Here is a 20,296-nt window from a genome sequence, read left to right on the forward strand (position 1 = left end):
CAAAATTGAGTTGTTCAGAAAGAAATTTACGAGGGTTTATAATATTAACTTATGCTCATTAGAGTATTTACAGCTATCAAAAGCTGCCAATCAGCAGTTTTGAAAGCGGTAAACCAAATGTATTGCCCATAAATCTAAAGCTCAAACATACACGGCAATACACACGATTTTAATTTAAGAACCTAATTTAAGCGCTTAACTTAAATTAAAACCTTACTTATTATGTAACTTAATTTCACTTACCGTATAAGGTTTGCCATGCCCAGTATTGGTAATACCTGGGCCTGTAAGCAAGTCAAAATTCGACATAAGCAAAGAGCCTTTATAATAAATAATATCGGCGGGTTGGTCTAATTCACCATTTTCTGAATTGTTATCGGGGTACGATGCAATAACGGTTACATTTTGGTTTGTATCAATTTTTATAACTTGATTAGTTAAAAAACCTGCAGCGTATAAATTACCTTGAGGGTCTATAGTTAAGCCATCAGGTCCACTTCCTTTTGGAAGTGTTGCATAGGTACTTTGGCTAAGCAGGTTGTTGTTTGTATCAAACGTTAATTTATAAATTAAGTCGTCACCTAGGTTGGTTACAAACAAGTTGCCCTGTGAGTCAAAAACTAAGCCATCAAGTCCAAATTTACGTTGCTTATTAGCTGTTTTAGCCAAAAACAATAAATGCGGATCATCTGTACTGCTAGTCACTAATATATTGGTATCTGTGGCCTTAAAACGATATATCCCGCTGAGAGTCTCGGTCTTATTTTTACTTGGCACACGCAGTTGAGTTACGTAAATATAGCCATTTTGATAGCGCACACCGTTTGGCGAACTCATGCCTTTTGCTACTATTTGCGTATTGATGACTTTGTTATTTTTTAAGGTGAGTTTAAGTAATCTAGCTTTGCCAGCACCTTGGTTATCGGCTATAAATAACGAGCCATCGGGGGCATAGGCAAGCCCCATAGGGCGGCCCTTCCCTTTATTGTTTGGCCCCGATAACTGGGCTATTTTAGTAAACGTTTTGTCATTATTAATATTAACCAGCACACCCGCTTGTAGCCCTTTATTGGCATAGTTAACACACGATAAAGTAAGCTCTCCTGAAGGAGAGACAGCAAAAGCGTCTGGGGTTGGGCAATAATCAGGAAGTGATGCAAATAAACTCGTACTCTCAAGCAGTGTATTAGACGTTTTAACAGACGCTAAAGATGCACTTTCTCCCCCTTTATTTATGTTTTTATTATTGCTTTGAGCCGTGTGGGTACTGCAACCAAACACAGTAAATAAGCACACTAAACCCGCTAATTTATTTTTAAGATGAGTGATGTTATTTTTATTCATTATTGCTCTCTTTTACTCTTAATTTTTTGCGAAAAAAAAGCAAGGCTTGTTACCAAACCTTGCTTTTTACCTCTCATAGTTAACTTTGTCGTAATCAAACGTTGTAATTAAAAATTGATTACTTGATCTGTCCCAACCTTAGATTTACTGATTACTTCGCCATTGCTGTAACGCACACTTACGTTATCTATTTCGTTGCACTGGCCTAAACCAAAATGAACCACATTATCAAATGATTGTGTATAAGGTGCGGCATCAGGCGACACGCGTCTTGTAAGGGTTTTACCACAGCCTTTAAGTGTCGCTATAGCGCCAATGGGGCTTGCATTATGCTTAAGTGAATTACTTATACGCAATAATACATAGTGATTACTATTATTGGCTTGATTACTAAATAAGTGCCACTGACCTCTGTCGTTATTCATAATAATATCGACCTGGCCGTCTAAGTTGTAATCAAATACATTTGCGCCTGAGCCAATGGTACCTAAGGTGTTTGTTATTAATCCCGAATGAGTCGCTTGGCTAAATGTGTTATCGCCATTATTTAAATACAGTATTTGCGATGTAGGCGTTACCAAGTTGCCTTGTTTAACAACAAACAAATCTTGGTAGCCGTTGTTGTTAAAATCTCCCACACTTACGCCGGTCGTATTTAAATTTGTTTTAATGCCAGCTTTAGCACTCACATCTACAAATTTTCCACTTTCATTTTTAAGTAACAAATCTGATGGAGCTATTGGTTTTTTATTTACCGTATAATGTTTAACACCGGTTACAACACCCGTTGTAGGTGAAAAAGTATTACCCGCCATACGCCATTTATCATTGCCTATATAACCAACATACAAACCTTTATTAGGTTGGGTATCGGCCCAGCCTAGGCCATTACTGCTAACAATATTGACGTTTTGACCACTGTGCCTTTCACCTTCAAATTTATATCTATAAGTGCCTTCGCCTACAAATACATCTTGGTTTGGATAAGGTGACTGGTAGTTAACTAAATTAAGCGTATCGCCAATAAGTAAGTCATCATATTTAAATGGTCCACGCTTAGTGTAAAAACCAAATGTGTGGCTTTTAGCATCAAAAAACGTATCGCCTGCTTGTAATGGGTTAGCACGACTTATATATAAATCAAAGTCACCATCATTATCAAAATCGATTTCGCTAACACCCGTCGCATCCATTATTTTATAAGGGAAAACGTTGGCGGTTACGTCACTAAAGGTAAAGTCGCCATTGCCTTTTAAAACACGTAAAGCACCGTCGCCGTAAATTACTAAATCGTCAATTTTATCGTTATTAAAATCTGTAATAAGGACTTTTTGACCATCTCGATTAGTTTTTGGTAAATCACTTGCGTGAGTTATATTGCCGCTACCATCGTTTTTATAAATAAAATTACTGGTTTGTTTACCGCTATTAGCCTGCGGGAATCCCATTAGTAATAAATCTAAATGACCGTTGTTATTGGCATCAAAAAACTTACTAGTGCGCCCACGTAACGTTGGCAGTTTGGGTGAAAACTCACCGCCTTCAACAATTTCTCTTTTGTTAAAGTGAAATAACTTAGCATTACGCGCGTTATCGCCAGAGCCACCACCACGTGAAAGCAAAATATCTATTTTGCCATCTTTGTCGTAATCGCCCACGCCAATACCGTGCATATCACCTACAATCAGGTCGCGCCCTTTGTCGTAAACGCCTTTATTGTTCCAATACAAACGAATGGTATAACCATGATCGGTAAGTAATAAATCTGGGTAACCGTCGTGGTCTAAATCGCTTATTAATGCGTTATCCCATTTACGGCGATTTTTGTTTTCTAATTTAATTGCTTGGTGCTGCTCAGTAAATAATGTTTTGCCCGGTGTTAGCTGAGCACCCGCTAGGGCACTCGCTTGTTGACAACCTAGTAAGCTTGCGCCCATGCATAACAAAGAAACATGCCATACAATTGTTTTTACTTTCATAAAGCCTCCATGAATTTGATAAAACTTACTTAGTTGTTTTAAACGTTTTATCGAATCGTGGCATGGCATCTAATCGCCAGTTAGCACCTTCAGCCGTTTCGTGAAACCATTTTGGCTGTTGATTATCCCAGCTCCATTTTTCCATTTCGCGAACCATGTCCGTTAAAAGTGCTTTATTAGATTTACTTACATCGTGTTTTTCAGAAATATCGTTTTCGATATTAAATAACTGCCATGGTTGCTGGTTAACTTTTAATGCTTTCCATTGGTTCATACGAATTGCAGCATCGCTGTAACCTTTACGATGGCGAAGTGCATAAATAGGCTCATCTTTATGTGGGTTTTCATTTTTAATAAATGCAGGCCACATATTTGTACCATCTAAATGTTGGTTTTCTTCAACTTTAGCGCCCGCTAAAGCTGCAAATGTTGGGTATAAGTCTAGTGCCGATACAGGATGCGAAAAACGCTTGCCCGCAGGTACATGCTTAGGCCAATGAAACAACATAGGAACTCTAAAACCGCCTTCTTGTGTACTGCCCTTACCTGCTTTTAGTGGGAAGTTATTAGCGCCTTTACTTAATTTGCCACCGTTATCGCTCATAAATACGATAAGCGTATTATCATACTGATTATTTTTTTTCAGGGTTTCTACTAGTTTACCCACGCCGCGGTCAACTGCGTAAACCATACCTGCATATGTTTTACGGTCTTTATTTTTTATATCAGGAAACATCGCCATATCTTCGTCTTTAGCTTGCAATGGCACATGCGGTGCGTTGTAAGCTAAATATAAAAAGAATGGATTTTTTTTATCCGCTGCTTTGTCTACAAAATTAACGGCTTCGCGCGAAAGTGCATCAGTAATGTACTGCGTTTCTTTTACTTCTTTGCCGTTGTGCTCTAGCGGAGTAATGTACTCAAAAATATTTTTTAAGCCTTGTGCCTTTTGCTTTTTATACTGAAGTTGATATTGGTCAGGAAAATAATTATGCCCACCGCCTAAAAATCCATAATATTCATCAAAACCACGTTTATTTGGGTGATACTCCGGCGCATCGCCCATATGCCATTTACCTAATGCACCGGTAAAATAGTTATTTTCGTTTAGTAATTTACTAATAAACTTAGCGTCAGTAGGCACGCCTACGTTTGAGCCGCGTGTCGGTAAATTAAATTGTGAGCCAATCTTATGTGGATAACGACCGGTCATTAATGCCGCTCGGCTTGGGCCACAAAACGGGTGCGCTACGTAAGCGTCTGAAAAAGAAGTACCCGATTTAGCAAGATCATCAATATTTGGGGTAATAATATCCTTAGAGCCATTAAAACCAACATCTGCATAACCTAGGTCATCTGCAACAATAAGAATAATATTGGGTTTTTGTTCACTTGCGTGTATGCCCGCAGAGCCAATTAATAAGGCAAGCGATGATAAAGCGCTCAATAATTTTGTGTGTGTTTTCATAGTGCCAATCTCAATTTTGATAATAAAAAATAGCAGGCCAATTAAGGCCCACCAAAGGGCATTACTCGGCTATAAAAAAGCTTTCATGTGGTGATTAAATTTAGTTAATGATGGGTCTTCAATACGCTTAAGCTCTCCCGCCATTTTATGCACTAAATCAGTAAGCTGTTTTTTGTATTTAGGATTATCTATTTGGTTTGTGATTTCGTACGGATCATTTTTTAAGTCGTATAATTCATCGCGGCTGTCGCCTGGATTCCATACAAATTTCATTTCAGGGGTACGTATAGCTCTAATACCAAACCATCCGCCGTTGTACCATTCGTAGGCATATAACGAAATATCATCTTTACCAGCATCGGCACTATCGCCTTGTTTCATCAATGGTAAAAGTGAACGCCCATCTTCGTCGCCATCAAGGGGTAGTGTCATCCACTGGCGAAGTGTTGGTGCTATGTCGAGCATAGACACTTGGCGGTTAATTATTTTAGGCTCAAGGCTAGGGTCACGAATAATAAGTGGCATACGCATTAATTCGTCGTATGCATATGGGCCTTTGTCATAAAGGTTATGCTCGCCTAGCATACTGCCTTGGTCGCCTACTAAAATAATGTGTAGGTCGTCGTATAAACCTTCTTCTTTGGCGGTATTAATAAGCTCGCCAACTGCGTGGTCAATCATGGCAATGGCACCATAGTAAAAACTATGTGCTTTGCGCCAATCGGTTTCAGTCATGTGGCTTACATCGTGCCAAGGCCACCAAATATCATCTTGCGCCATTGGTTTATGTTTACGTTCTATACCAAAGTTTTTAGGAAGTTTTATGTCTTTGTAGTCGTACATGCTGGCGTAAGGTTCTGGTACGCGGTACGGCGGATGAGGTTGCTCAAAACTAACAATACCAAAAAATGGTTTGTCTGATTTGGCCGCATTTTGCAGCATTAATTTGCCTTCGTTTACTTCTTTAGCTGTTACTGTATCTGCGTATGTACCCGGAAGTGTTTTGTAGTAATCGTGCTTTTCGCCGTTTTTATCGCGCTCACCTGCATTCATACGGGCAACATTTTTTTGTGTACCATAAGGCGTAAAAGGACGGCCATTACGCTCTTCATCTTTATCGTGCCCCCACATAAAGTTTGCACCGCGCAGTGCTGGGCCTTGTGCACCTAAGTGCCATTTACCTACATAACTTACGTCGTAACCTACGCTTGTTGCACGTTTAATTACGCTGCCTTCACTAAGTGATAACTCCGAAAGGCGAGAATGATAAAGCCCCACGTTATCGTCAAGCCCCGTTTTATGTCCCCAGCGTCCAGTAAACATAGCCGCGCGCGAAGGAGAGCATAAGCCAGTAGATGTCATCGCTTGATCAAAACGTGTACCTTCGTTTGCTAATGCGTCAATATTTGGCGTTGAAACTGGGCCATTACGATAAGAAAACGTATCAAAGCGCATATCATCAAACAGTAAAATCAGCACATTTGGCTTTTTGGCTTCAGAGTTTTTCAGCTCTGCATCTTTTGCATATAAATTGGGAGCAAATAATGTGCAGCACCCTAACAGCATCACCATTTTTATTTTAAATAAGTTCATGTGTGTGTCCTTTTAAACAACTAAAAATTGCTACGTCAGTGTTTTAGCAATCTGCCTGTACTTTATTATAAAAGCATAAAATTGATTTCAATAATATAAACATATGATGTTTATATTGGCAACAAGTAAATTTTAATTTGGCTAATATTTACACTTTATTAGAATGGGCTTTAGGGTTTTTATTGCTTTAACCACGTTCTCACGTAATCAATTTCCATTGATGTTGGAAAACCTTGTGCAGACTGATTATCTGAAGGATAAAATTGATTACATTTCCATTGTGTATGCGGTGCGCGTAAGCCCTGCGATAATGTTAAGTTCATATCGCGGTGCCAGTACAAATTCTTTTTATAGCCAACCTGAACGTTATCTACATACCATGTAATGTCGTCTTTGGTTATATTAACCCCATAAGTATGAAAGTCTTCACTGGGATCAAATGGTAAGTGATAGCCATTATGGTTTGTTTCTGGCGAGCTACCAGGTCGCATCCACTTGGGTGCGCCATCTTTTATAACAATATTATGTAGGTCGTGGTCCGACTCCTGAAGCGTCTGTTTTTGAGTTAACTCAACTACATCTATTTCACTATATTGCACATCGCCTTCATTCGTTAAAGTACGATCTATTTTGCTGTACATCCAAAATGCAGGTGATACTCCCGGAAATTTATCCGCACCCTTTATACGTGCCTCATAATATCCGTAACTCCCTGTTGCCCTAGACTTAGCAACTCCCGAAGTGTAAAACAATCTATAATTAGGCACTTTTGTTTTATTACAGCCATCCCAAAACGTTCTTAAATGCGTTTCTCGTTTAGTGGTTAGTTTTAATATGCCTTCAGAAACACTGGCATTTTCATCTTTCCAAGACCAAACACCGTAGTTTTCTGTTTGAAAATTCCATTTTTCAGCATCTTTAATATCAAACTCATCTGAGCGTTCAGTTTGTAAAACCCAATTTTCGCCTGGTTGCGCAATATGAGGCATCGGCTGAGCATTAACCCCTGCACTACCAAGGATTAAGCTCAACGATATTGCTATTAGTTTAACCTTATTATTTGTTTTCATTTACTATCCACAACTTAATGTATCGTGTTAATTGAAAAGCGAGCACATAGGTATGTACCCGCTAAAAAACTATTTATTGAGCTGTAACTTCAACAAGCAAGACACCCTCAGAAGGAATATCAAAGCTGGTATTCATTTTATTGCTCGTCATTAAGTTTTTAACATGAATAGATTTACCATTTTTAAGCGACAGATCAACGGTTGCTGTTGTGTGGCCTAAATTTAAAATATTAACCAGGTAACTACCATTGTCTTGCTTAACAGTACGCCATGTTGTGGTTTTAAATGACTCACCATTATCTACTTTTACAACAACATCAGGCGTACTACCCGAAACCTCTGCAAGTGCAGTTTGTTTAATAGCTTCAACATCGGCCCCTTTTGGCATAACAATAAGCTTACCTTTACTGGCAACTAACTTAGCCTTACGCGGATGCCCGTACTCGTCTAAAGACAAGCTTTGCGCTGAGTCTAAAATAACGGTACCACCTTTGTTTAAATACCCTTGAAGCGCTTTAAATTCTTCATCTGTAACAAAGTTATTGCGATAAACCAGTATTGCATCCCAATTGTTATTGTCTTGCTTTTCGACTACATCTTTAGTTGCAAAACCAAGCGGGAAACCTTCAAAAAATAAATTTTCGTAAAGTGTGTAGCCCTTTGTCATATAGTCGTTTGTATTAATTGCTGTTGTTTCAGAGTAAAACAAACGAAGTGGGCGACGCTGCTCTCTAAGCTCAACAATTTCCTCAGAAAAACTATTAAGATCAAACATTACTTGGGTAACTTCGTTAGTTACATGTGGCTGCATATTGTTAGAACCCGCAAATGCACCGCCAAGACCTGGGTCAAAAAAGTCCAGATCGCCTTCTAAACGATCCTCTGGTGAACCATCTGGATCACGCGCCCAAAACCAGCCCATATTGGCATCCATACCAAGTAAAGTTGCAAGCCAATAAACACTACGTACATAGCTTGTACGTGTGTCTAAATCTCGCCACTGACCTGATGATAAAAAATGAGACTCTGAATTTACATTAATTTTATTCGGCGCAACTGATTCCATAAAGTCATGAAACATAGTAACTATGCCCCAGTTATATGCGTACTTTTCAATCCACTTAGATGACTTACCTGGGCGAATATTTTCGCTACCAAACGACTTAGCATCGTGCCCTACCATGGTTGTTAACTCAGCTAATGCTTCGGTATCAATACCGCCAGAGCGTGAATCGTCCATAAACATGCGCGGCATAATTTTTATATGGGTATCAGCGTCTTCATTTACAGAATGCAGTTCGTTTTGAACGTAAGTAAACCAGTCAGTGCTTCTGTCCATATTATAACGCGTCCAGTCGTACCACTTAGGCTCGCCTTTAATCGCAGGATCAATCGGTATCTCAATAGCTACATCTGCAAACTGGCTAAAATGCGTTCCCCAGTTTTCATTTAGCTCGTTAATATCACCTTGGTATTTTTTATCTAACCAACTTCTAAACTTATTTAGTGTGTATGAAGAGATGCTGGTCATTTCTTCATATTTTTGTGTCCAGTGGCCTTTTTCGGCGTACCAATGCGGCTCGTTAGCTAATACAAACCCAACTTCAGTAACTTTTTTGCCTTTAGTAAGCTCACCCGTTTTACGAATTATTTTACCCCAAAGATCTCGCGCTAATGGGTTATCAATATCGAATCCTGTAAATAACGAACGGCCTTTTCTAACTTCTGGCTCTTGCTCTTCAACCCACTTTGGAATACCCATTAACCAGTAAACTAAAAAACCAATGTTGGTATCAGGGATACGCGTCAGCTCTTTCATTAACTCTTCGTCAAAAGTGCCATCTTCACGCACTAAAAATGAATTAATGGCACGGTCGTGATCTACCGGGTATAAATCTTCACCGCCATGATAGAGCGCGCCTAAATGATCGTTATAAATATCTTTATTTGTAAGTGGCTGACCAACACTCTTTGAAAAGTAATCATACAAAAAGATAGGCTTGCCATTACTCACAAACATATTATCTTCTGCTTTTGTATTTTGCCAATCAACCTTGTTCACTGGGCGACGTTTAATATCACCTGCTAGCTCTTTACCAAGCTCTTCAATGCCTTTCTCTAAAATTTGAATTACTTTTTCGCGCTCAAAGTTTGGTAACTCTTTTGCTAGCTTTTCTTTATCAGCGGCATAATGGCGCTCGTACCCAAATAATTTGACGACTGCGTCATAATTATTTTCATCCCAATTGGCAAACTTTAAAAATTGTTCTGAAAACCAAATAATACTCTGTTCACGTGTTACATCAATCTGCTTACTTTGCGCTTGTTGCATCATTTTTTTGAGTTTTGCCATTTTTAGAATCGCAACTTGTTCGTAGTTATCTTGCGTTGCGCTTTGTGTTTCATTGTTATCAACTTTAACTACGCTTTCTTGTTGTGAGCATGCTGTTGTAAGCAAAAACAAGGGGGCTAGTGTGAAGCCTAAAAGATGTTGTCTCATATTTTTCTCCCGTTGAGGTCGTTATCTGTTAACAGGTTTTTACACTGTTGTTATTATGTGCAACAGATAATATACATCATATGTTTGTATTTGTAAGCTGTTTGAATGTTTTTGTAATTAAATTTAGATCAACCTTACATATTGAAGACTTAGGAGTAGTGTAACTTGAATGTTTTACCTCTACTTGAGTCGCTTACTAACAAAGCAGCTAGAGTATTAAAACACTTGACTACTAAATCAATTTAGGCTGATGCTAAAAAAGTAACTCTCGAAACGACACCTGATTAAAACATATGTGTATTTTAGCTAGGAGTAATAAGAATGGATAAATCACTGAGTAATGAAAATGCTCAATTAAGGCAAGGTTATCGCTCTGTTTAGAAATATTTTAAAAAAATTAAATAACTGAATAAACATTAGCAGCCAAATCTAAAACTTATAAAACTGAAATAGACAAGTTCTTAGTAAATAACTCTCTTTTTACAAAAGCTGACGTTGCCAATCTTCTCGAAATTAAAAGTGCGGACAGACTTGTTGTTGATCAACTGATATTTTTTGTCACTAACATTTATCCTAACGCTGAGGTAGCCTACCCTCGATTTCAACTTAACTTTATTGATAAAAATTAAGTCAATAAATCTTGAGCTATCAAAGTAGGTAAATCACTCTATGAAAACAGGGATCTCCCTTTTTGGTTTAAAAGTTATAATCACACTTTAGAATGTAGTGATATTGAGGCAATGAACAAGCCTGATATTTATCAAGATATTCTATCTGGTGTATAGACTGATATAGCAACGAACTTATTTTGATCCAATTATTTTTTATACGTGATTATCTCTTCTATTTTGCAGTCGAAGTAAGCACATAATGCATCCAAAGTACGCGTAGTTGTTGAGTAATTATTGTTATTAGCCATTTTTGACATCGCGGCTTTATTTACTCCTGCGGCATTTGCAACTTCATCTAACGTAATTTTACGTCCCTCTTTCAATGACTTAGCTGCGATTAATTCCTTTAAATTATAAACAATCATTTTAATACAACCAATTATTTAAAAAGTTTCTTTACAGGATACTTTCTGTATGATTTAATCACTTTAGTTTCTTGTTAGGATACTTTTATGATTAAAAATGAATTTACTTTGCTTTCTGCTAAAGAACTTTCAAGCTTTATTAAGTTCAGTCCAGATTACATTAACCGTAAGTTGAAAGACAATGTTTTTTTTGAGGGTGAGCATTACATTAGACCTTTTGGATCAAGAAAAATACTTTACCTTTTAGAAAGTGTAATGGAAGAAATGTACAACACCACGTATAAAGCTGAGCGCGAATTTGTCATTCCTCTCGCAAGTGGAGGTGTATGTTATGGCTAGTGTAAGAAGCCGAAACGATAAGTTGTTTTTTGATTTTTATTATCAAAATATACGATGTCGTGAGCAGACCTTACTCAAGGATACAAAAGCTAATCGTATCAAACTTGAGAAAGTTCTAGAAAATATTGAAATTCAAATTATGCTCGATCGTTTTGTTTACCGAGATATGTTTCCGAATAGTAACCGCTGCAAGGCTTTTAAACTGTTTGATGACCAGATAGAAGCTATAAAAGCTAATGAAACGAATAAAGCTGATGTTATTTTACAGAATGTACCTAACTTCGAGGCATTTGCTTATGAGTGGCTAGAAGAAAGTAAAATTCATTGGAAAATTAGTCATTTTAAAAATGTGTCTATGATCTTTGAGCGTTATTTAATTCCTGAATTTGGCAAGTTTAATCTTGATGAAATAAGCCGTGCTCATATTATTAAATATCGCGCGGGCATATTAGAGCCTAAGCGTAGTAGTAAAAAACAATTGAGTAATGATTGGATCAATCATGTTATGACACCTCTTAGAGGCATACTTAAAGAAGCGTCATTACGTTATGATTTTCAAACTCCTTTTAACAATATAAAACCACTAAAAGTAGTTAAAACCAAGATAGAACCTTTTTCACTCAAGGAAGTTCAGCAATTTCTTAAGTATGTAAGAAGTGATTTTCGTAATTATTATACCGTTCGCTTTTTTACTGCGATACGAACAGCAGAGATTGATGGCCTCAAGTGGGAATACGTTAACTTTGATCGAAATGAAATTACTATTCATGAAACCTTAGTTGATGGCAATGTTGAGACACCTAAAACAGCCACATCATATAGAAATATCCAGCTATCTAGAGTTGTTGTTGATGCATTAAAAACACAATTCAAAATAACTGGTAAGAACACTTATGTTTTTTGTAATAAAAAAGGTAACCCTCTTGACCATCGAAATATAACTAAAAGGGTGTGGTATCCAACGCTAGAAGAGCTCTCTTTAAAGAGGAGACGCCCTTATCAAACAAGACATACATGCGCAACCTTATGGCTTTCTGCTGGTGAAAACCCTGAATGGATAGCTAAACAAATGGGTCACAGCACCACTAAAATGCTATTTGAAGTTTACAGCCGTTATGTTCCAAACAATACTCGACAAGATGGTAGTGCTTTTGACCGCCTACTTCTAAATGCCAACATTGAAGAAGAGGCTACTTATGAATAACTATATCTATGGTTGGTTAAAAAATTTACATATTAATGGTACTTTGCCAACAGCCAATTGTGAGCTATTGATAAGTAAGCAAATAATTTACGCTATTACATCTGCTGATATTGCTAGAAAATGCCAAATAGTGTCTGGCTTAGCTCAATTTCAGTTAACTCACGATATAATGGGTAATCATGTAGTTTGTGATATAGAGCCTATACTTTCTCAATGTAACGAACAGCAGTACCTTAATTTAACTTCGATGATAAATAATACAAATGAGCATTTAATAGCACGATTTTTTAAGCTACTTAGCTTCGTCACATGCAGTGAGTTGCAGCCTTTTATTGATTTTATTTTAACTAAACAAAGCATTTTACAAAAATTCATACAAGCACCGGCTAGCCTAAACCACCATCATTCTTATACTCATGGATTATTTGAGCACAGTATAGAGGTAGCTGAAATTGCATTTAATAATGCTAAACACTTAAATCATTCCAGTATTGAATGCCAAGCTGCATTAGTAGCTGGCTTATTTCACGATATTGGTAAAATATTTGTCATGCTACATCAAGCCAACGATCGCTACATACCAGGACCACACGAAGGTTATAACTTTGCTATCTTAGCTGAACCTTTAGCGAAGCTAGGCAGTCGTAATAGGCAATTGCTGGAGTTATTAAGCAGTTTATTAGCAGCCAAGCCATCTGGCTATCAAGCGAGATATGCAATTGAGCATATTGTGCAACAAGCTGACCGATGCTCTTCTGAATCAGCTTTTATACATGCTAAATTTCAAGAACTTCCTGATTATTACCATTTTTGTAAAGTTGGCGATAAAGTTCTTAAAAGAATGAGTTAACGTTTTAAAATACCTAAACTTAATTTGAAGCTATTAAGGGGCTTCGCCGGCCCTATAACTTATAATAAGCAGCAAATGAAGAAAGCTCATTAAGCTATGGTGGCGCCTCGACTTTTTATATGTACCTTTACTACCCTTTACTGTAATTAATAATCCAACTTCTAAAAAGCCATTGCCATTATGTTTACCTAGAAACCTGCCCTCCTCAATTGAGGCGCTTTCGATGTGACTATCGCTTAATCCAAATGACGAAACTAATTCTTCCCAGTAAGACCTCGCTTGAATAACATTTTGATTTTGTAAATCTACTTGATGAAAACGAAATTTGAAGTGGCTCGACTTTAATTTAAATTTTATACATAAATTTAAAAAGTTGCGTATTACTTGCTCATCAGGACAACGAAGAGCGAAATTCTTCCCTGCAGCACCATATTTCAATATTTGTAGGGCATCAAATGCTTCACTAAGCGTTACATTTTTCTGACTTAATAAAGTATCAAATTTCTGACATAAATAATAAAATGCTTTTTGTGAAGAAACTCTTTTTAAGTCATCTTTAGTATTATCTAAACTTGGGAAGTTAGGAATTAAGGGCAGCTTTTTACCTTTCCTGGGATATTCCCTGCTTTGTAGTGGTAGAGTAATTTTGGTCACCCATTAAGAAAGAAATGTTATGCTATTTGCATACAAATTTGGGTGAAAAAAATGACAAAATTAAATCGTGCAACGTACTCCGCTTCAATCAAATTAGAAACGGCTCAACTTGTAGTTGACCAAGGTTATACACAAGAAGAAGCAGCCAAAGCGATGGGTGTTGGTAAATCAACCGTAAGTAAATGGGTTGCTCAATTAAAGCAAGAACGTAATGGCCAGTCACCATTGGCTTCACCAATGACACCCGAACAAATTGAAATCCGTGAACTTAAAAAGCAAATCCAACGCATTGAATTAGAAAAGGATATATTAAAAAAGGCTACCGCTCTCTTGATGTCCGACTCCCTGAACAATTCTCGTTAATTGAGAAATTAAATCAACGAGAGCGTTACCCTATTAGTGTGCTATGTAGTGTATTTAATATGCATCGTAGCAGCTATAAATACTGGGCTATACGGGATACGACACCGACACCAGAGCAAGTAAGGTTAGAGGCTGAAGTTAAAGCCATACATACAATGAGTGGGGGCTCAGCAGGTGTGAGGACAATCGCGGCAATCGCAACGAATAACGATTTTGAATTAAGCCGTTATCGTGCTGCTAAGTTAATGATTAAATTAAAGCTAGAAAGCTGCCAAGTACCTCAACATTCATATAAACGCGGCGGTAATGAACACCTTGAAATCCCAAACCTGCTTGATAGGCAGTTCGATGTTGTTGAGCCAGATACCGTGTGGTGCGGTGATGTTACATATATTTGGACAGGCAATCGCTGGGCTTATTTAGCGGTCGTTATTGATTTATTTGCGCGTAAAGTTGTGGGTTGGGCAATGTCATTGTCGCCAGATTCTAACTTAACGCTAAAAGCGCTTGAGTTAGCTTACGAAAGCAGAGGCAGACCAAGTGGGTTGATGTTTCACTCAGACCAAGGAAGCCATTATACGAGCTTGAAGTACCGCCAACGTTTATGGCGCTATAAAATCACACAAAGCATGAGTCGACGCGGAAATTGTTGGGATAATGCGCCAATGGAGCGATTTTTTAGAAGCTTTAAAACAGAATGGATGCCAAAGGTTGGATATGGGAATTTTATAGACGCTAAATATAGTGTGAGTGATTATATCAACGGATATTACAACAATGTTAGACCGCATCATTATAATGCTGGTTTAGCGCCAAATGAATCTGAGATTAGATACAAAGACTCTAAAACTGTGGCCAAATTTTATTGACCACTACAATATTTAGTACGTTTGGCACCTTCTAGCATCTCGCTATGACTTAAAATACAGTTATCTACAAATATCCTGATTGGTGTGTTCATAAAGCTATCTCTAATTATTATTTCAACCAATATATATGAACTTAAGTTCATTGATAAACTGTCAATAGGTCTGATGAGTGTATTATTTGATAGAGGTTTTTAAAGTTTGTATGTGAAAGGAGTCGATATCAATCAGCTTTAGTTGATTGTTAGTAATTTGGGTTGTTTAAATCTTCTTTTCTAACACGCTTTTGTCCAAAAACGAGTTGACCCACAGTCCGGTTATCGCTCTTTGCCGAAGTTCGGCTCAGTGCCAACAGCGGACATTAGTGACGCCTCGTTATACGCTGAATGCACCTATCTAAAAGCTTTAATTGCCTCATTAAGCTGCACATCTTTTCCGCTTTCAATATTGTTCACATTAAGAAATACAAATTCATGATCTACAGGCAATCCAATGTTTTCATAATTTTCCCCATGAGAATTGAGATACCTTTCATTTGATAATGTGATCCCCCAACCATTAGGCAAAGCTTTTGTTAACGCATCGCTAAAAGCTCCGTAGCTTCTTTCACCAATAAAAGTAACATTGCCCCTTGCTTGTAAACCTAAAAGAAATACTTCAGCCGCACTAGGTGTTTTTTGACTAGTTAGAACAACAATGCTTCCTGTGTAATTATTAATTTTTGATGGAGCGACAACAATTTTTTGAAGTTCACTGTAACCTGTCGATGTTTTAAACTGTTTCCCCCCCAAGGCTAATTCTGAATCTATTAAGTAAGATAAAATAGAAAATGCCACTAAGTCACTTCCACCCATACTAAAACGTAAGTCAATAATTAAACCATTGCTTTGTTTGATGATAGGCGTAAATATCTCCATAACCTCTTTTGTTGCTTTTACGTCATTATTTGAGAAATCATCAAAGTTACTTATTTTTAAATAGGCAATATTTTGAGGCGTGTTTGCTAAGGTAAAATTATCGTGATATTGAAGAGTGGAATAGTTTTTATCAATGTAATTCTTAATGCTTTCCTGAGATTTTTCAATTAATGCGGTATGTAATTCCCAGTAAGTTGAGTATTCAGGGTAATTTACTGAGTGCGCTTTTAATTCATCCCAAAATGACCACTTTCTTGGTGAGTAATGTGAAAGCCTATCAAGTTCTTGATTGAGTAATATGGCATGACCGTCGCGTAATTCTTTAAGAAAGTCATCTATGATACTAAATAGCTCATCTTGCGTAGTTTTTGAGGTTATTCTTTTTTGCCAAAGTTTTCTCTGCTCAACCCAATTAATATTTTTATCTTTTGAAAATGCATAGTGCTCTTCAAAATTATTCATTAGAACGTCAAGAACAATACTGGCATTAAATTCATAGTTTTTGTCTTTAATACTAACAATTTTTTCGGATTGACATTGAGCGGGTAAACTATCTAATTTCGTTAGCTTTAACGGAAACAAACCACCAAAGTTAAGTAAGCGAGTATCTTTATTCACTTTTTTTGTTTCTTCAATGAACGAGATTTGTTCAAACTCATCGGTGATAAAGTGGTTTTCCAAACAATGCTTAGTTGTTAAATCAAAGGCTGTTGTTTTATTGTCCACAGTATGAAAAACGTAACCATAACCTTGGGTTTTCCAAGTTGTCTCAGCGGAGTTCGCAGAATTAATGGTACAAAGTACGGTGAGTAGAAATAACAAAATCCCTTTATTCAAAGTTTACTCCTAATAGTGAATCACAACCGAACTAGACTAAGCGTAGAATGCTGTCTTAAGCGGCAAATTGCTGTTGGCTAAAAGAACTGAGGTCCACCATTTTTAAAATTTGTAATTAATAGCTGATTTTACTGGTCGTCCACCTTAGGGCGTGTTGTTAGGCAACGCTTTGCGCTATTTTGCCCCGTAACCTTTTTATTTGGAATAGACTTACAACAACAAAACTAATGCCTATGCCTAACAAAAGCAGACTTGGTAACCATAAGGACATAAATCCACTTATTACAGGAGCTTTAACATTACCACCGCTATAAAGAACGGTTACTTGCTCTTGTTCTTTATAGCAAGCAGGACTACAACCATAATTAGACTCAAAAGTATGCTGTTTTTCAGTTTCATCCATGAAGCTTACTACAGGATATAGCGAGTCGTCTTTTTGAATTAACTCAATTACAGTGCCTTTTGCTGATAACGCGTTGTCGATAAAATCTGACGTACTTTTAGTAATATACAAGCCACCCAAAAACATGAGAACACCAAGTACCAGATACATATATCCTATCTTAATGTTGTTGTTCATTTTGCTGACGATACTGAACATACTTGAGTTACCTAAAAATTTAATAGTGCGCTCATCGCACATATTCCTGCCGATGCCACGCTCATTTTTCTACATTATATAGTTTTAGCAAATAACCTAAGGTATTACTATCACTAAGTTTTCTAAAACTTTTAGGTAAAGTTAAATGAACCAATATGCGCGCAGCACTCATTTTCATGAATATATGCGCTAACGACACACTTTAACGAATCAATTCACGATGATATTTGGCCAATCTCAATGTCCGCTTCTCGCTCACTGCAGACTATCAGCTGTATTTGCTTTTTAGCTGCTTATTACGCCAACCACTCTACTACGTCTTTTTACAAAAACTACGTCACGTCTAATATTATTCATTTTTAGAACATGGCCGAAGGTTGATGACCCAGTTAACAACTAAGGGAAAACGGCGATCGAGGCAGCTTAAATCGAAATAATAAAAGTTTAAAAAATGATGTTAAACGCTATTGCAAATCGTGATATTGAACAAGCGACTCACACTTTACTTAAGTGCATTAGTAATTTAACTATTGAGAAATTAGATAGTTGCTGCGAGTTTATAAAGTGTTTGGGTTTAGTAAAAAGAAAGCTTAACGAGTGAAGCAGTCTAACAACGCCAAAACTATTGCTTTAGTTCTATTATTTTAGTTCTATTGCTTTAGTTTTGGCGCTTATTAAAGGGGTAATATTTACCCTTTCATTTGCTCAGGCTCTTTGCCTTTGGACGAGTCGATTTTAAATAAATCACTCGATAAATCTAACTTTAGACGTAAGTTTAAAAAAATGAACTTATTAATAAACTGCAAAGAAAAGCAAACAAATGTGGCACAAAGAGCCGCAACGCTTTATCATTTTGACATAAACGTGTACGAAATATTAAGAGAGTTTGGTTTTACGTTTGAGTATTAATTGCTTAAAAACCTTATTGGATTGAGGTTTACTCTTTATGAACTAACTGCATATTGCTAAAGTGTATGCGTTACTTACAATTTATTCCCATTATCAATACACACTAATCAAAAAGGAGCTTTTTACTTGAAACTTACGCCGCCCTAGGCAACCACTCCCTTTTTCATCAGCACATTGCATGCAACCTTAATCGCCATCTGTGCGAGAATCATTGTTATTTAAATAAAATACTCCCCTATACTCTGGGAAACTAACTAATTAGGTTTATTACATGTTTGATCACGTAAAAAGAGATTGGCTCTCTAATGTTCGTGGCGATGTGCTTGCTGGTATTGTTGTGGCGCTTGCCCTAATACCGGAAGCTATTGCCTTTTCTATTATTGCGGGTGTTGATCCAAAAGTAGGTTTATACGCCTCATTTTGTATCGCCGTTATTATTGCCTTTGTAGGCGGACGCCCTGGCATGATATCGGCTGCTACCGGTGCAATGGCGCTATTAATGGTGACGCTGGTTAAAGATCATGGTCTGGAATACTTACTGGTTGCCACCTTACTTACCGGTGTACTGCAAATATTTGCAGGCTTTTTAAAGCTCGGTGAGTTAATGCGGTTTGTATCGCGCTCTGTTGTTACGGGGTTTGTAAACGCACTGGCGATTTTAATATTTATGGCGCAGTTACCTGAGCTGACCAATGTTACTTGGCATGTTTATGCGATGACCGCAGCGGGCCTAGGTATTATTTACTTATTTCCGTATATTCCAACTATTGGCAAAATCCTTCCCTCTCCTTTAGTGTGTATTGTTGTTATTACGCTGGTTTCACTGTTTTTAGGGCTTGATATAAGAACCGTTGGCGACATGGGCGAACTGCCAGACACCCTGCCTATATTTTTATGGCCCGATGTACCGCTAACACTCGAAACGCTGCAAATTGTTTTACCGTATTCGATTGGTCTTGCGGTTGTGGGCTTACTTGAATCCATGATGACCGCCACTATTGTTGATGACTTAACTGATACAACGAGCGATCGTAATAAAGAGTGTAAAGGTCAAGGTATTGCCAATATTGGCGCAGGTTTATTTGGTGGTATGGCGGGTTGCGCCATGATTGGACAGTCAATTATTAACGTTAAATCGGGCGGTCGTGGACGACTTTCAACCTTTATTGCTGGTTTATTTTTAATCATCATGGTGGTGTTTTTAGATGAGTGGCTGCGTTTAATTCCTATGGCGGCATTAGTTGCAGTAATGATTATGGTGTCGATTGGTACATTCTCTTGGGCATCAGTTAAGGATTTAAAAAAGAACCCGCTTTCGTCAAACGTAGTGATGATTTCTACGGTTATTGTAGTTGTTGCCACGCATAATCTAGCCATTGGTGTTTTAGTTGGCGTATTGCTAGCTACGTTGTTTTTTGCGAACAAAATTGGTCGCTTTATGGTTGTTACAACTAAGCACGATGAAACTAAAAACCTAGTAACTTATGAAGTTGTAGGCCAGGTATTTTTTGCCTCAGCAGAGCAGTTTATAGCGTCATTCGATTTTAAAAGTGCGGTAACAAATGTTGTTATAGATTTAACCCATGCCCACTTTTGGGATATAACCGGTGTATCATCACTCGACAAGGTGGTTATTAAATTTAGACGCGAAGGCGCAACAGTTAATATTGTTGGTATGAATAGCGCAACCGAAACAGTTGTTGATAAGTTTGGCGTACATAACGACCCTAAAGAAGTCGATAAACTACTTGGCGGTCATTAAGGAG

The 20,296-nt window shown here is 37.5% G+C and carries 15 protein-coding genes and 1 pseudogene; 6 read left to right on the forward strand and 10 right to left on the reverse strand.

Annotated features, from left to right (window positions below; all coding sequences use genetic code 11):
• Positions 1-213 precede the first annotated feature (213 nt).
• The 7 genes from I6F40_RS10755 to I6F40_RS10785 form a co-directional block, all read right to left on the reverse strand.
• Complete coding sequence (locus tag I6F40_RS10755) at positions 214-1,344, reverse strand: Vgb family protein (protein ID WP_197192915.1); 1,131 nt, start codon at positions 1,342-1,344, stop codon at positions 214-216.
• A gap of 107 nt (positions 1,345-1,451) precedes the next feature.
• A complete protein-coding gene (locus I6F40_RS10760) occupies positions 1,452-3,323 on the reverse strand; it encodes a CRTAC1 family protein (protein WP_197192916.1) in 1,872 nt (623 codons plus the stop codon).
• A 25-nt stretch (positions 3,324-3,348) separates the two neighbouring features.
• A complete protein-coding gene (locus I6F40_RS10765; RefSeq protein WP_197192917.1) occupies positions 3,349-4,791 on the reverse strand; it encodes a sulfatase-like hydrolase/transferase in 1,443 nt (480 codons plus the stop codon).
• 69 nt (positions 4,792-4,860) lie between these two features.
• Positions 4,861-6,384: a sulfatase-like hydrolase/transferase gene (locus tag I6F40_RS10770; RefSeq protein ID WP_024594196.1), complete on the reverse strand. Its 1,524-nt coding sequence runs from the start codon at positions 6,382-6,384 to the stop codon at positions 4,861-4,863.
• 179 nt (positions 6,385-6,563) lie between these two features.
• On the reverse strand, positions 6,564-7,454 hold the full coding sequence (locus tag I6F40_RS10775) for a family 16 glycosylhydrolase (protein ID WP_024594197.1): 891 nt from the start codon (positions 7,452-7,454) through the stop codon (positions 6,564-6,566).
• A gap of 73 nt (positions 7,455-7,527) precedes the next feature.
• Positions 7,528-9,954, reverse strand: a complete 2,427-nt coding sequence (locus I6F40_RS10780) for a glycoside hydrolase family 42 (protein ID WP_166377582.1) — start codon at positions 9,952-9,954, stop codon at positions 7,528-7,530.
• An 817-nt stretch (positions 9,955-10,771) separates the two neighbouring features.
• Positions 10,772-10,990, reverse strand: a complete 219-nt coding sequence (locus I6F40_RS10785) for a helix-turn-helix domain-containing protein (protein WP_024594199.1) — start codon at positions 10,988-10,990, stop codon at positions 10,772-10,774.
• An 87-nt stretch (positions 10,991-11,077) separates the two neighbouring features.
• Here I6F40_RS10785 and I6F40_RS10790 point away from each other — a divergent pair, with 87 nt between their 5' ends.
• From I6F40_RS10790 to I6F40_RS10800, 3 genes are read left to right on the forward strand one after another with little or no spacing between them, the layout of a single operon-like run.
• Complete coding sequence (locus tag I6F40_RS10790; protein ID WP_024594200.1) at positions 11,078-11,329, forward strand: hypothetical protein; 252 nt, start codon at positions 11,078-11,080, stop codon at positions 11,327-11,329.
• Entirely contained in the window at positions 11,322-12,533 is a 1,212-nt protein-coding gene (locus I6F40_RS10795) for a site-specific integrase (protein ID WP_024594201.1), read from the forward strand. Before I6F40_RS10790 ends, I6F40_RS10795 begins: the two co-directional genes overlap by 8 nt.
• Positions 12,526-13,383 carry an HD domain-containing protein gene (locus tag I6F40_RS10800; RefSeq protein WP_024594202.1) on the forward strand — a complete coding sequence of 286 codons (858 nt, stop codon included), beginning with the start codon at positions 12,526-12,528 and terminating at the stop codon, positions 13,381-13,383. Before I6F40_RS10795 ends, I6F40_RS10800 begins: the two co-directional genes overlap by 8 nt.
• A 33-nt stretch (positions 13,384-13,416) precedes the next feature.
• On the opposite strand, the gene I6F40_RS10805 is transcribed toward I6F40_RS10800, so the two are convergent.
• Positions 13,417-14,037, reverse strand: a complete 621-nt coding sequence (locus tag I6F40_RS10805; protein ID WP_197192918.1) for a hypothetical protein — start codon at positions 14,035-14,037, stop codon at positions 13,417-13,419.
• 51 nt (positions 14,038-14,088) lie between these two features.
• Here I6F40_RS10805 and I6F40_RS10810 point away from each other — a divergent pair.
• Positions 14,089-15,269 (forward strand): IS3 family transposase gene (locus I6F40_RS10810; protein ID WP_166377585.1). Its coding sequence is split into 2 segments (ribosomal slippage): positions 14,089-14,347 and positions 14,347-15,269, totalling 1,182 coding nucleotides; the frame shifts between segments, so codons are not numbered across the junction.
• Between the two features lie 389 nt (positions 15,270-15,658).
• Here the strand turns inward: I6F40_RS10810 and I6F40_RS10815 are convergent.
• Together I6F40_RS10815 and I6F40_RS10820 are read right to left on the reverse strand one after the other, a co-directional pair.
• A complete protein-coding gene (locus I6F40_RS10815; RefSeq protein ID WP_166377586.1) occupies positions 15,659-17,020 on the reverse strand; it encodes a S41 family peptidase in 1,362 nt (453 codons plus the stop codon).
• Positions 17,021-17,177: 157 nt separating this feature from the next.
• Complete coding sequence (locus I6F40_RS10820; RefSeq protein WP_166377587.1) at positions 17,178-17,621, reverse strand: DUF3592 domain-containing protein; 444 nt, start codon at positions 17,619-17,621, stop codon at positions 17,178-17,180.
• A 726-nt stretch (positions 17,622-18,347) separates the two neighbouring features.
• Here I6F40_RS10820 and I6F40_RS10825 point away from each other — a divergent pair.
• Both I6F40_RS10825 and I6F40_RS10830 read left to right on the forward strand, forming a co-directional pair.
• Positions 18,348-18,530 (forward strand): annotated as a pseudogene (locus I6F40_RS10825) (NrtR DNA-binding winged helix domain-containing protein); the annotation flags it as partial.
• Between the two features lie 271 nt (positions 18,531-18,801).
• Positions 18,802-20,292: a SulP family inorganic anion transporter gene (locus I6F40_RS10830; RefSeq protein ID WP_007585195.1), complete on the forward strand. Its 1,491-nt coding sequence runs from the start codon at positions 18,802-18,804 to the stop codon at positions 20,290-20,292.
• Positions 20,293-20,296 lie beyond the last annotated feature (4 nt).

Source organism: Pseudoalteromonas sp. SWXJ133, assembly GCF_015864365.1.
In the GTDB taxonomy this organism is placed as follows: Bacteria; Pseudomonadota; Gammaproteobacteria; order Enterobacterales; family Alteromonadaceae; genus Pseudoalteromonas; species Pseudoalteromonas arctica.

Bases quoted from the DNA above. Each gene is read 5' to 3' on its own strand.
- I6F40_RS10765 (WP_197192917.1), bottom strand. From the start codon at position 4,791: ATGAAAACACACACAAAATTATTGAGCGCTTTATCATCGCTTGCCTTA.
- I6F40_RS10755 (WP_197192915.1), bottom strand. From the start codon at position 1,344: ATGAATAAAAATAACATCACTCATCTTAAAAATAAATTAGCGGGTTTA.
- I6F40_RS10785 (WP_024594199.1), bottom strand. From the start codon at position 10,990: ATGATTGTTTATAATTTAAAGGAATTAATCGCAGCTAAGTCATTGAAA.
- I6F40_RS10775 (WP_024594197.1), bottom strand. From the start codon at position 7,454: ATGAAAACAAATAATAAGGTTAAACTAATAGCAATATCGTTGAGCTTA.
- I6F40_RS10800 (WP_024594202.1), top strand. From the start codon at position 12,526: ATGAATAACTATATCTATGGTTGGTTAAAAAATTTACATATTAATGGT.
- I6F40_RS10790 (WP_024594200.1), top strand. From the start codon at position 11,078: ATGATTAAAAATGAATTTACTTTGCTTTCTGCTAAAGAACTTTCAAGC.
- I6F40_RS10780 (WP_166377582.1), bottom strand. From the start codon at position 9,954: ATGAGACAACATCTTTTAGGCTTCACACTAGCCCCCTTGTTTTTGCTT.
- I6F40_RS10795 (WP_024594201.1), top strand. From the start codon at position 11,322: ATGGCTAGTGTAAGAAGCCGAAACGATAAGTTGTTTTTTGATTTTTAT.
- I6F40_RS10830 (WP_007585195.1), top strand. From the start codon at position 18,802: ATGTTTGATCACGTAAAAAGAGATTGGCTCTCTAATGTTCGTGGCGAT.
- I6F40_RS10770 (WP_024594196.1), bottom strand. From the start codon at position 6,384: ATGAACTTATTTAAAATAAAAATGGTGATGCTGTTAGGGTGCTGCACA.
- I6F40_RS10820 (WP_166377587.1), bottom strand. From the start codon at position 17,621: ATGTTCAGTATCGTCAGCAAAATGAACAACAACATTAAGATAGGATAT.
- I6F40_RS10760 (WP_197192916.1), bottom strand. From the start codon at position 3,323: ATGAAAGTAAAAACAATTGTATGGCATGTTTCTTTGTTATGCATGGGC.